Raw genomic sequence first — 12,977 nt, 5'->3', positions numbered from 1 at the left:
TAAAAATGGCCGGAACACAGAACGGTCTCGTTCCGGCCAGTTGCAGGCTTGGGGGCTATTTCTTCGGGAGGAATTCCTTGCAGTTTTGCTTAGTAACGAGGGGTGCATCAAGGTAGACAGTCTTGGAAGGAATGACCTTTGCGGCATCTTCCTTCTTCACGACGATGCTTTCTATCCATTCACCGGTCTGCGCGCCCATCTTTTCGAAAGGCTGAGAAACGGTCGCAATCATAAGGCTATCCGGCTTGCAGACTTCCTCGATTGCCTGTGGATGGCCATCAATACCGATCACTTTGACATTCTTCAGACCCGCCGCATTCAGAGAATTGATTGCCGCTTGAGCTGGTTCATCCCAAGGGGCCCAAACTGCATTTATCTCTTCGCCAAAACGCGATGCATAATCCTGCATAGAACTGGTGGTGTCTTCAAAGAACGCGGTGTAGTCGATGTTGTGCTCCGCGAGAACTTTCACTTCCGGATATTCTTTTAAGACCGTAGCCATGACATCGCCACGCTTACGCGTGCCGTGATGTTCCGCCATACGCAAGAAGATGAGATTTCCCTTTCCGCCCATTTCATTAAGCAGATAAGGCGACACACTCGCGGACATTGCCCAATTGTTGGTGGTGACATCAACCAGAACGCCATCAACCTGTCCGCTGTCTATCGCAAAGACCGGAATTTTCGCGGCAACAGCTGAATCGATAGCAGCACGCGATGCGCGCAAGTCAGACATACTTACAATGATAGCGTCGACACCGCGAGACGCCGCATCCTGAATGTTGGAAGCAGTCCGTTCACCCGAACCACCGCTATCCAGCACACTGATATTCCAATCTTTGTTGGTTTCTTTTAGCCAGGCATCAAAACCCGACTTGGCGCGTTGCTCGGACTGCGCAGCTGCATTGGAATGCACCCAGGCAACATTTGTCGCCGACGCGCAAGCGGTGCCCATCAGCACGGCCATAGATGCAACAGCAACAGTTCTCTTGATAAATCCGGATCCCATTTATTCCTCCCCGAAGCGGCGTGGTTGTATCCACTGCGCAGCTTCAACTTGTTGAACTTGGCACATGACTGAACAAAAGCCGTGCCCCGCACTGACCTGCTACTTCCTCCAGAACTGTCGCAATACGCGCCATCGGTCTCTGCTCCTCCAGAGAAAGATGTTTTCATCCCGCAAAAGCTTCAGCTCCGTATTCCAATTGACCCGTTCGCCCTTTCGCGCTCTTGTCCGCCAGAATGATTGATATTAAGCGTCGGCAAATTACAAATGTCAAACGGAAATACATTTGTAACTTTCGAATGGCTATTGAAGTGAGGGACCAATGAGTGAATCTGAAGACAGCCTGATGGTACGCGTGGCATGGCTCTATTACGTCGGCGGATTCAACCAGGAGGCGACCGCCTTAAGACTTGGTTTAACGCGTGCGCGCGTCAATAAAATCCTCGGAGAGGCGAGAGAAAGTGGTCTCGTCAGCATATCGATAGACCATCAAAACGCTGGAACTTTGCCTCTGGAAAACGAGCTTATGCGGCGATATGAACTCGATTTTTGTATTTCGACCCCGCCATTTGGCTTTGACACAGACGAAGATACGGCATCTGAAATCCGCAAGCAGGTATCTTTTCGGGCCGTTGGAGTTGCGGCCGCGACCTACCTCAAAGACTTTCTTGCAGACAATCAGGAAGCGACCATTGGAACTGGTTGGGGGCGAACCATTGAGCAGATGACTTTACAACTTGCAGGCGTGAGATCGCCACAAGCGCGTTTCATTTCGGTCATGGGATCTTTGACAGCAAACTCTGCTTACAACCCGTTCGAAGTTGTGCATATGCTTGCACGACGCACTGGCGGCCAGGGCTTTTTTCTACCGGTGCCGTTTATCGCCGATTCTGCTGAGGACCGAAAAGTTTTGATTTCTCAGCGCTCTGTTGCCCATGCCATGGAAATAGCACGAACGGCTTCTGTGTGTTTTATCAGCGCTGGCGAGTTGACCGAAGATTCACTGTTGCGTCGCCAGAACATGTTAACCAGAGCAGAACTCGAAAGCCTTAGGGCCGCCGGCGCAATCGGTGATACAAACGGCATCTTCTTCGATAAGGACGGACATCAAATTGACCACGAAATGAACCGACGTACGATTGCCCTCGGTTTTTCTGAGCTGCAGAAAATTCAAGTCGTCCTACTCATTGCAGGTCAAGAAAAGGTCGTGGCAGCTAAAGCACTTCTTAAAAGCGGCATCGTCAACGGTCTTATAATCGATGGTGATGCAGCAGAAGCACTCAAGAATATTTCGTAAGAAATGCACAATCAGTGCTGGAAAGAGTATGCTTTTCTTTTCCGCCAATCCTGCTCATCGATTTTGATATCAGCATATGGCAGAATAATTTTCGTCATATGCTCACCGTCGGTCGCCCTTGCCCCTCCAACACGATTAAAAGCTAATTTGGCAACTCCTGTATATTTCTTGTTGCCAGCTCTCTTGCAGCACCGCTTCCGGCCAGTCCGTGAAGTAATCAGGGTTTTCTTGCGTGAGGCAAACAGCAGGTGGCCTTAAAATGTTGAAATCTTACCCGGCGGCTCAAGGCGGCCGAGTTTGAGCAGTCGTCCGCGGTCTTTTCCACAGCGGTGACGCAGAACCGTCCTAAATCACTGCCCTCCTCCCGAGGTTCATCGTTGCAATCGTTCAAGCTCATTAAGCGGCTTCACCTGGTCAATTCGCTAAAAAATTGTGATAAACTGACCTCTTGAAGGGGCAAATTTTCTGCCTAAATCAAAGCGGTCATTCCGACATTACGCGTTCGATCAAATGGAGGTTTCGATGAGCGACCGTTTGTTTGACAGTCCTGTTTTTGTAAAGGACGGCCCATATCTCGTACGCGAGATTGCCAGCATCGGCGATGCGTTGGATTTTCTCTATGAGTGGCCCGAGCACGACCGGGATTTCATTTATGAGACAGCTTGGAAAGCCTGCTGCGATAGCCACGACGGTATTAAACCGGTCGACGTCGCGCAGATTGCCATTCGAGGCTTCGCTAAGAAGCGTGGGATACTCGAAGAGCCGGAAGCCGCCTTGCCCTGGATGAAGGGTAATAATTCAGGTGGCGGGCGAGTTGAGGCATAGGAGCAGGCTATGCTTTGGTTTCTATTCATCGAAGGAGCAATAATAGCGGCTCTGGCCTATGTAGTAACGACACTGGCTTGGAAGAAGATCAAACATCATAGGAACAACTCAACTCGGATGTAGTGCTTGAAGCGAGAAGCCCCGGCAATGTACCGGTGAGTTCACTTGTCTTTTACGGAGACTGTGAGAGAATGCTCGTGCGTTAAAACAAGCAGTAACAGTTTAGACGTGGCCCCGGCATGATCCATCTCGCCGGGGCTTTTCTTGTCCGAATGAAAAGCCACCTTAATGGTGAGCGGGAACTGCGACATTGCAGGTTCATCTCGACGTGACGCGCGACCGACTTCGGGCGGCGATGTCCATTTTGTGCAGATCTATCGTCAAAACTATCAAGCTGAAATTCGGCCCAATCATCGAAAATCGTTAGGGCGACCCGGCTCAGTAAGAAGGAGGATAAGGCTTGACCTGTTCACCATACACTTTATGCCTCCGGCGACAAACGAGTTCGCACAGCAAGGCCGTTACCATGTCAACGACAGATTTTTGAAAATGACACCGAAGAAGTAGAAGTTCTCAAAATGCGATTGAAGGAGCGTCACATAAAGCCGTCCCGAATACTGAGCCAATTGCAATCTGAATATTCACTTTACCATTTGCTCCGGTGTCGATGCGCCTGCTATTGGAGAAACTTGCGGGCGCTGCTGCGGTTTGTCAGAATCACTCCTACCGATCAAAAGACAGTTGGGCATACTGTTGAACATCGTATGGCCAAAAGCCGGCTCATTCGATCAGCCCCCCAAATGGCACCTTATGACACCTCATGGCTTCAGATGGCACATCTTACCAACATATACCGATCGAGCTTAGCGGTTAGTCATGCATAATTGACGCTACAATGACTATTCTTCACCAATCTTCTTCACAGCAAAGGGTGTCCGTGTCATATCTTGCCGACTCCGCGTGGCCATCTAGTCGTGTCCTCCGGCTTCTGATTATTTGAAATACCTAAAGGATCTTGATGCAGAAAATCTGGTTGGCGAAGTTGAAACATCATGCCGCGACGTTTCAACTCGCTTCTGAAAAAGTTTCCAGCATTACAGAGCAACTTGACTTTGATGAACATCGGGCAAAAATGGTTTTAAAGATCGTTCGTGACGGTCAAGCCGGCTTCAATGCATTCTCTGCGGAAATAAGGGAAGCGAACCTCACTTCCTCATATTATGCAGCTGCAGCCGAAGTCGATCAGGCTTGGACGAACCTTGTCCAACTCTTGTTAGTGAGGCTTCTTGAGTACCAGACAATCGGCGCACAAGATGATCAAGTACCAAGATGACGCTTTGATGCGTGCTAAAAAACGACACCACAGAGCGTCCAACACCTCTGGCACGCAGACCGTCTTACTCTGATCAAATTGCGGCATCTTTGTTTCCCTATAATTCCATGCAGAGATACGCTGAATGCTGTTGCGAGGGGGTGTAGGGGCCAACGGTCGAGATCCGTTAAGGATGCAGTCCCTCCAAAGGAGCCTTCATAACCTTCCATTCCTGAGCAGCCTCCAATTCGTGTCAACACCCCAGGCAGCCTTCCATGTCGCAAGGACGCTTCGAGGCTTTCTGCCTTCTGCATTTCGGAGTTTTCTTTGCCACAAACTCGGTGTAGCCTTGATGGGCGCGGGCCAATCGCGTTCCGCGGATGGTGAACTGCGTAACCCCGGTGGATTTTGCGGTCGCCGGGGTTTTTTCTCACTGCATTTTTGGTTTTAGTGAAACTCAACACCAAATTGGCAAACTCAACAGTATCATGAAAAGCTTAAACCAGTTCATTCGTCAGATTGTTGGCCGACCCTATAAAGAACGGGTCGTCTATTCGTGCATGTTCGGATTTTCGGAGGCTTTCAAGGACCGCAACTATCCTGAAGACGCTGACACAGATTATATATGTTTCACTGACGATAGGAACCTGGAGTCGGAAACCTGGCGCTTCGTAGTCGTCGACACGACGCTATACGGGCCGCAGAAGACATCAAAGCTCGTCAAGCTTTGCCCGCACCTGTTTTTGTCAGACTATAAAACGAGCCTTTATGTAGACAATACGGTTCGAATAAATTCGCCACTCAATAAAATATTTTTTCACTTATCCTCGATCGTACCTTTTGTAACATACAGACACGACCTATGGGATTGCGCTTACACGGAGTCCGACGCGGTCATCGAAGCGAAATACGCTGATCCCCGAATTCTTAAATTGCAGATTGAAAATTACGAACGAGACGGTCTTCCGAGACATGCCGGACTTTATCACAGTGCAATTCTTTTGAGAAACCATAACCATCGCGGTGTAAAAAAATTCGGTGACTTATGGTTTCGCGAAATCCAGAAATACTCTTACAGAGATCAAGTTGCATTAAGTTATCTCGCATGGAAATATTCGTTTAAACTTCACGTCTTTGACGGCTATTCAACTGATGACAACTTGGTATTTTGGCCCGAAGACGTCGGTCCTCGACTACCACGCGGCTTTGTGGATGACGAATACTTGCACCTCAATCCAGACCTTGATCTGAATGGAATGACGCCGAGGGAACATTTCCTTAAAATCGGATCGCAAGTCGGGCTGGCTTGGAGACAGTAAAGGTATTTATAAACATGCAGTCGCGATCGGCGTGTGCTTTTCGTAAAATACGCGGGCTATCATCTTTCCCAGTAGTCATGCCAGCTATCATTTTTTAGTTTAGGCCGGTGTCATTCACTTGCCCGCATCAAATGCTCAATCGTATCCCGTGCTTCCGTCCCATTGATTTCGGATATCTTGGGTGAATGCCATTTCTTCCAATCACTTGTCGCCGCGATAACGGTTCCCGAAACTGCCTTCATGACGCTGTCGATTTACTTTCCTCAACGCTCTCAATCAAACGGGGGCAAGCCAAAGAAGAACCCTGCCGGAGCAGGACTTTAAATCTTGACCCGTCCCCACTTTCGTAATGTCGAGTTCGACTATCGATAAATGTCGAAATTGTCTTCCAGTGCAGGGCTATTGCGGCTGCGCGCATAAGAATGCCCGGCATAGGTTGCGGCTGCAATGATACCCGGAGAAAAGCAATCACCAATGCGCTCAACTGTTACCAAGCCATGATCAGCCCATTGATCCTTCATGGCGATGAGATCACGCCATAGCGCGTCACTCGGTATGCGTGATGTGACAGGTACCAGTGTTGCGCAGTCTATTGTGCGTCTTTTGCCAGAATAGCTACAGGCGATCTCAACAGTATCATTCGTGCGCCCAGCGAGCTCATGCAACGGAACAATCTCTATACCCTTTTCGATCAAGCGACGCTGCACGCGGCTTTGTTCAAGCGTATGTTCCGTCCACGGAGCAACAATTGGAGTTGGCGTGACGAAGGTTACAGCTCGCCCTGAGGATGCGATAAGTTCGGCCAGAACGCTTGCCATGTAATAGCGATCATCATCAAATATCACAACCGGGCCATCGTTGCTGATCACACTCGCTCCCTTTTCGAGCAGTGCATTGACACTGATCGTAACACCTTCACCAAGATAGACGAGTGGGTCCCGATGAACACGCCCGACCCCATCATCACGCCAATACGCGCCCGTAGCGATCGCCACATGCGGAATACCGTAAGACAAGATATCCTCTGCACTCAATCGGCTATCAAGATAAAGCTCAGCGTTGCTTGCCTGCTGCAGCTGGCCAAGGCGCCAATCGCGCACACGCCCCCAGGCTGCAAGGCCAGGTAGCCGGCATTCCCTGGCAACACGCCCCCCCCATTCCAATGCCGCATCAGCCAACATGACATCGGCACCGCGCTGTGCCATGGCACGCGCCGCTTCAAGCCCGGTTGGCCCTCCCCCGACGATGAGCACCGAGTGCTGTGGTTCAAGAGCAGGAATGACCTCAGGATGCCAGCCTTTGCGCCATTCTTCGCCAATTGTGGGATTCTGCGTGCAGCGCATGGGAGCGACCGTGTTGTCACTCGCAGTGCAGATATTGCAGCCAATGCATTCCCGAATGTCGTCAATACGGCCATCGCGGATTTTGGCGGGCAGGAAAGGATCGGCTATGGACGGGCGAGCCGCGCCGATCATATCGAAAACGCCTTTCCTGATTGCCCGTACCATGGCATCGGGTGAAGTATAGCGTCCAACACCGACAACAGGTTTTGAGGTTAAAGTCTTCACAAACGAGACGTAGTCTTCCTGAAACCCCTCCTGCGAAAAGCGCGAAGTCTGGCTGTCATTTGACCAGCTGGAGAGATTTACATCCCAGAGATCTGGTTCGTCGGCGAGAGCCGCAACTACGTCCCTCCCTTCACCATCGAACGTTAATCCATTTGTTCCCAGAAATTCCTCGACCGCGAAACGCACAGCAATTGCGCATCTATCACCAACTGCATCGCGGGTGTCTGCAATGACTTCTCGGAAAAGGCGAAGACGATTTTCAAAGCTGCCGCCATATTCATCTGTACGTTTGTTGTAGCGTTTAAGTAAAAAATGCTGCAGTAGCGTCATATCATGTCCGGCATAGACATAGACTATATCAAAGCCCGCGCGTTTAGCGCGCAATGCTGCATCGCGATGCCATTTTCGAAACTGCGCAATATCAGATTTGTCCATAGCGCGTGCCTGAACCGGATCTTCCACATCGACCATAATGTCGGATGGTCCCAGCGGCGACAATCGCGTTAGCCTGTTTGCAATGTGAATGCCATTATGAACCAACTGAATGGCTGCAAGACTGCCATGCGCATGGACAGCCTCTGTTAGTTGGGCAAGACGTGGAATGTCCTTATCGTCCCACAATCTGCCTTGATTGGATGGGGTAATATCCGAAGTTGGATGGATTTCTGTTTCTTGTGTTGCGATGACGCCCCACCCGCCTTCCGCCTTCATCCGCCGCATGTAACGGTCTGCGTCCGGATAGCGATGTCCCATGCCACTGCAATGTGGCACCTGATAAAACCGGTTAGGTGCAGTGACTGGGCCGATTTTAACAGGTTCAAACAGTATATCGTAACGTGCGTCGCGCATGGGCTTAATTCCAATATTCCGGGAAATGGGAGCGCCAGAGCACGCCTTTACCGGCTAGTTTTGATTTTGGTGTTGGAGATCACAGTATGTTAAGATTGATTGCAACTCAGACGCCTTTGACAGGTATCTGGCGCTCGACCTGCCCCATGGCAAGCACAAGAATGCATGTCAGCACCAGATAGATCGCAGCCAGCAGGAAAAGCGGTTCATAGGTCAGAAGTGTGTCCTGCCGGACCTTGGTGATAACACCATAAATGTCGATCACAGTGATTGTTGCAACAAGTGGAGTTGCCTTAAGATGCAGAACGGTTTCGCCAACGAGTGTTGGCAGAGCACGATAGAATGCACGTGGGAACCAGATACGGTGGAAAACTTTAAAGCGCCCCATCCCGAATGCACGTCCGGCTTGTAATTCACCCGAGGGGACGCCGGCAAAGGCTCCGCGCATGACCTCACCTTCATATGCTGCAAAAGACATGGTCAACGCGAAAAGACCGTAAGGCCAAGCCTCACGCAGATAGGGCCAGAGGAAGGATGAGCGGATGCCCGGGATCATCGGGAATAGCGAACCGAGACCATAATACAGCAACCAGAGTTGCAGCAGCAGCGGTGTACCGCGAAACACTGTGCAGAATATGGTTGCTGGCGCTTTCAGCCACCATGGACCGGTGACTTGCACAATGCCAAGCGGGACAGCGAGAAGGAAACCGATGAAAACGCTTCCTGCAAGCATGGAAATTGTAATGCCGATGCCCGAGAAAATGCGCGGTAAATAGCGTGGAAGCCAGTCCCATTCACCCAGGTAAACTACGAAGCCGAGAGCGATCACTAGCAACGCTAATAACACGACGCGATGCGGACGAAGCCAGTCGCGAAAAATTTGTAGGTATTGAGTGGTTGTGCTTGTGTCCATCTCAGCGGGCCTCCGGAAAACCGCGTTTGTAATGGCGCTCTACAGCACGAAGAAGAGCCGTCGAAACCAATGTGATGGTGAGATAAATTGCGCCGGCGCTCAGGAAAAAAAGCATGTAGGATTTGGTTGCGCCCGCCGCCTGACGCGTGACAAGCGTGAGTTCTGTAAAACCCACAACAGCCAGCAGTGCGGTGTCTTTGGTGGCGATCAGCCAGAGATTAGATAGACCAGGTATGGCGAAGGGCAGCATCGCCGGAAAAGTGACGCGATGCATGATCTTGATGGGAGACATGCCGAATGCACGTCCAGCTTCGATCTGGCCTGGCGCAATTGCAAGTATGGCTCCCCGAATGACTTCGGTGGCATAGGCACCCTGAACCAGACCTATCACGATGATTCCAGCCACAAGACCGCTGACATCAACTGAACCATAACCGAGCTTGATCATGATCGAATTGAGAAATTGCGTGCCGGCATAATAAAGTAACAGAAGCAAGACCAGCTCGGGGATGCCGCGAACGACAGTGGTGTACACCCCGAGCAGATCTTTTACGACTGGACCGCCATAGAGTTTTCCAGCTGCCCCGCAAACGCCAATCATTATTCCAAGCACGTAACCACCAACGGCTATTTGCAAAGTATTCAGTAATCCTAAGAGCAGCGCGCGCCCCCACCCCGGCGGGTCATAGGCGAGCAGGCTCCAATCGACGATTGCGGGGAAGACAGAGTTCATTTCAACAGCCTTGGAAGGGACTTACTGGCCAAAAACATCAAAGGTGAAATACTTCTTCGCCACGCGATCATATTCGCCATTTTCGCGAATTTTCTTGATCGCAACGTTGAGCTTATCCCGCAAACCGTCCTCACCCTTGCGTACGGCAACGCCAACGCCCTGGCCAAGGATACCCACGTCATCAGCGGGCGTCCCTTTGTTCTCGCAGCAGGTCTTGCCAACATCCGTGTTGAGGAAGTCAATCAATGCACTGCTATCGGCCATAACAGCATCAAGACGTCCAGCGGCAAGGTCGTTATTGGCTTCATCCTGTGTTTGGTATTCTTTCAGCGTTGCGCCTTTGGGCACAAAATACTTTTCCACATAGGCCTGATGGGTTGTTGAAACCTGAACGCCGATGGCCTTGTCCGCCATACCTTCCGGGGTAACATCAAATTTTGCGTCTTTCCCACCGATAATCATTGGCGGAATCTTGTAGTATTTATCAGAGAAATCGACGCGCTTTTTGCGTTCGTCCGTGATCGACATCGAACCCATGATCATATCTACTTTGCCGCTCGTCAGTGCTGGGATAATGCCATCCCATGCAATGGGCACAGTTTCGCATTTAAGGCCCGCGGCTTCGCACACAACATCCGCCAGTTCGATTTCGAAACCCTGCCACTTGCCGGAAGCGTCTGGGTAATACATCGGCGGATAAGGCTCCGCACCAAAAGCGACTTTTAATGTTTCCGCCTTTGCGGCTGGCGCCATCGCTGTAGCGGCTAAAAATGCTATCGCAAATGCCTTCAATGTTGTTTTCATCTCTTCCTCCGTTTTCTTTTCCCTATGAGAGCGCAATCTTTATGTTGCGGTTCCCTCATCAGCCGTTTGTCGAACTAATGAATTTTCGCAGACGCTCCGATTTCGGATCGCCAAATATTTGTTCTGGTGTTCCCTGTTCTTCGATCCTTCCGGCGTGCAGAAACACAACTTTCGTTGCGACATTGCGCGCAAATTTCATTTCATGGGTCACAAGAACCATGGTGCGGTGCTCTTTCGCGAGATCGTTGATGACCGAGAGCACCTCTCCAACCAGTTCCGGATCAAGTGCCGAGGTTGGTTCGTCAAAAAGCATGGCTAAAGGTTGAATAGCAACAGCACGTGCAATTGCAGCACGTTGCTGTTGTCCACCGGACATAAATGCCGGATAGACGTCGCGTTTTTCATAAAGTCCGACACGGCGTAAAATAATCTCCGCCTCGGCGATGGCCTGATTTCTCGGCACTCCTAACACGTGAACCGGAGCTTCAATGACGTTTTCCAGTACCGTCATATGCTGCCATAGATTGAAACTTTGGAAGACCATGCCAAGGCGTGCACGGATCCGCTGCACCTGACGCGCGTCGGCGGGTTCCATACCTTCCCGCAGATTGCGCATTTTGATCTGCTCGCCGTGAATGGCGATCGAACCGGAACTCGGAATTTCCAGCAGATTGATGCAGCGGAGCAGAGTCGATTTGCCCGATCCACTGCCGCCGATAATAGCAACCACATCGCCTGAATTAGCCTCAAGTGAGACGCCCTTCAAAACGTCCAGCGTGCCAAAACGTTTGTGTAGATCCTTGACTGCGATTGCGCTGTTGGTGTCCGCCATTGATCCTTCATATTCAAAAGTCGAGTTCCACACGGCTCGGCGTCCACTCCGCAATCGCGGTCGCGATTAATCGTTAGCGCATAAACATCTCCATGCGCTTTGGCCGGCTGCTCAACTTTCGAAAATGCTCCTCGCCTTGATTGCATTTCCCCTGCTGCCTTGTCGGAATTTTCCTTAGGCAGTCCATTATGCTATTAATTATACAGATGCATAATAACTATGCAAGCGCATAATTATGACACATCCGCGCTTTGCCTTTGCAGTGAGACGTGCAACAAAGGAAGGGTGAAGGAGAATCTTTATTTTATGGCGAGCCTGTTTAAACGAGCCCCGGAAAACGAACGTCGTCGCGAGTTGATTGAAGCGACCCTTGAATGCATATCTGAGCTTGGAATTCAGGCGACAACTGTGCGTGCCGTCGCCGCACGCGCTGGCGTAACGAATGGCTTAATCCGTCACCATTTTGAAAGTAAAGCCAATCTTATTATTGAAGCCTATCGTCGGACGATGGAGTTGATCACTGCGTCCAGTATCGAGATATTGGACGCACGCGAAGGGACACCACATCAGCGCCTGTTGCAGTTCATCAAGGCAACGCTGGATGGCCAGGCATCAGATCATAGAATGCTCTCGCTGTGGGCGACCTTCATCAGCCAAAGCCGCATTGACCCCATGATCACGGCAGTCCGCGATGAGAGTTATGCCAATCTCCGACAGGCGACTGAACCGCTCCTCGCAGAAGTCTTCGCAGCAGAAGGGCGAGAGTTTACTTCTTTAGAAATTGAGCGCGCGGCCATTTGCGTGCATGCGATATTGGATGGCATCTGGATCGAAGCTTGTCTGGATTTGACGCGCGCGAACACAGATCTTTTCGTGAACCTTGCAACAGGAATGGTCGAAAAAGTGCTCGATATTCGTCTTAACTAAATTCCGTCGAATTGAAAATTCTACTGGGCTCTCGCTCCATCACAGCTTCATATCGGCTTTGGCAAAAATCGATTTCGATCTGCAGAATGCCTGCTGAACGTATGCTGTCATCGCTTCTCGCCATTTTGCTCTGCCCTCCAAGTTGTTGCTATTTCAGCTACTTTGAACATGCAAAAAAGTTTGATTTCGGCGCAGAAGGCTTGCGGAAGGTGATCTCAAACTGCATTGCTACCAAGCCCATTCCTTCTACCAATTTTTCCCGTCATCAGAACTAAGGCTCACAAGATGCCACAACGCATTTTTTATCTATGGATAGCCCTGCTGGTCGTCATAACAGGTGCAATTAACTGGCTTTTGAACCCAACGCCGCCCACATCTCCATCAATTGGTGGAGGCGGTTATGATCTGTCAAAGCCCGTCTACACTTTACTGCTCTGGGCATTTCTTATCCTATGGACATTGGCTGCTGCCGTAACTGGCTCGCTCAGCAAGGACCGCCAGGCTGCGCGGCGAGCATTTTTGCTCACCGCCATAGGGTCATTTACGACAATTGCATTTTTTGCGATCTACCACCAAAACATCCACTGAAAAT

General features: G+C 50.5%; 12 protein-coding genes. 6 read left to right on the top strand and 6 right to left on the bottom strand.

The genetic code is table 11. From position 1 onward, the window contains the following. Window positions 1-55: 55 nt before the first annotated feature. The gene (locus tag QSJ70_RS03710) at window positions 56-1,009 is read right to left on the bottom strand and encodes a sugar ABC transporter substrate-binding protein (protein WP_285534849.1); all 954 of its coding nucleotides are present in this window, start codon (window positions 1,007-1,009) and stop codon (window positions 56-58) included. 319 nt (window positions 1,010-1,328) lie between these two features. On the opposite strand from QSJ70_RS03710, the gene QSJ70_RS03705 reads away from it, so the two are divergent. The 4 genes from QSJ70_RS03705 (at window position 1,329) to QSJ70_RS03690 (ending at window position 5,759) form a co-directional block, all read left to right on the top strand. Continuing rightward, a complete protein-coding gene (locus QSJ70_RS03705) occupies window positions 1,329-2,303 on the top strand; it encodes a sugar-binding transcriptional regulator (protein ID WP_215777217.1) in 975 nt (324 codons plus the stop codon). A gap of 522 nt (window positions 2,304-2,825) precedes the next feature. Next, complete coding sequence (locus QSJ70_RS03700) at window positions 2,826-3,128, top strand: DUF982 domain-containing protein (protein ID WP_285534847.1); 303 nt, start codon at window positions 2,826-2,828, stop codon at window positions 3,126-3,128. 1,018 nt (window positions 3,129-4,146) lie between these two features. Beyond that, window positions 4,147-4,461, top strand: a complete 315-nt coding sequence (locus tag QSJ70_RS03695) for a hypothetical protein (protein ID WP_285534846.1) — start codon at window positions 4,147-4,149, stop codon at window positions 4,459-4,461. Between the two features lie 380 nt (window positions 4,462-4,841). Further along, on the top strand, window positions 4,842-5,759 hold the full coding sequence (locus tag QSJ70_RS03690; protein ID WP_285534845.1) for a glycosyltransferase domain-containing protein: 918 nt from the start codon (window positions 4,842-4,844) through the stop codon (window positions 5,757-5,759). 362 nt (window positions 5,760-6,121) lie between these two features. On the opposite strand, the gene QSJ70_RS03685 is transcribed toward QSJ70_RS03690, so the two are convergent. The 5 genes from QSJ70_RS03685 to QSJ70_RS03665 form a co-directional block, all read right to left on the bottom strand. After that, the gene (locus QSJ70_RS03685; protein ID WP_285534844.1) at window positions 6,122-8,176 is read right to left on the bottom strand and encodes an oxidoreductase; all 2,055 of its coding nucleotides are present in this window, start codon (window positions 8,174-8,176) and stop codon (window positions 6,122-6,124) included. A gap of 106 nt (window positions 8,177-8,282) precedes the next feature. After that, the gene (locus tag QSJ70_RS03680; protein ID WP_215777228.1) at window positions 8,283-9,089 is read right to left on the bottom strand and encodes an ABC transporter permease; all 807 of its coding nucleotides are present in this window, start codon (window positions 9,087-9,089) and stop codon (window positions 8,283-8,285) included. A 1-nt stretch (window position 9,090) separates the two neighbouring features. After that, window positions 9,091-9,822 (bottom strand): ABC transporter permease, encoded by a 732-nt coding sequence (locus QSJ70_RS03675; RefSeq protein ID WP_285534843.1) that lies wholly within the window; start codon window positions 9,820-9,822, stop codon window positions 9,091-9,093. Between the two features lie 21 nt (window positions 9,823-9,843). Continuing rightward, entirely contained in the window at window positions 9,844-10,626 is a 783-nt protein-coding gene (locus QSJ70_RS03670; RefSeq protein ID WP_285534842.1) for a transporter substrate-binding domain-containing protein, read from the bottom strand. A gap of 58 nt (window positions 10,627-10,684) precedes the next feature. Further along, the gene (locus QSJ70_RS03665; RefSeq protein WP_215777233.1) at window positions 10,685-11,458 is read right to left on the bottom strand and encodes an ABC transporter ATP-binding protein; all 774 of its coding nucleotides are present in this window, start codon (window positions 11,456-11,458) and stop codon (window positions 10,685-10,687) included. Between the two features lie 306 nt (window positions 11,459-11,764). Here QSJ70_RS03665 and QSJ70_RS03660 point away from each other — a divergent pair, with 306 nt between their 5' ends. Then, window positions 11,765-12,385, top strand: coding sequence for a TetR/AcrR family transcriptional regulator (locus QSJ70_RS03660; RefSeq protein WP_215777234.1), 621 nt, complete (start codon window positions 11,765-11,767; stop codon window positions 12,383-12,385). A gap of 285 nt (window positions 12,386-12,670) precedes the next feature. Beyond that, on the top strand, window positions 12,671-12,973 hold the full coding sequence (locus QSJ70_RS03655) for a hypothetical protein (protein ID WP_285534841.1): 303 nt from the start codon (window positions 12,671-12,673) through the stop codon (window positions 12,971-12,973). Window positions 12,974-12,977 lie beyond the last annotated feature (4 nt).

This window comes from Brucella sp. NBRC 12950 (genome assembly GCF_030268145.1).
Classification (GTDB): Bacteria; Pseudomonadota; Alphaproteobacteria; order Rhizobiales; family Rhizobiaceae; genus Brucella.
This window is presented reverse-complemented; position numbering and strand designations above follow the sequence as displayed.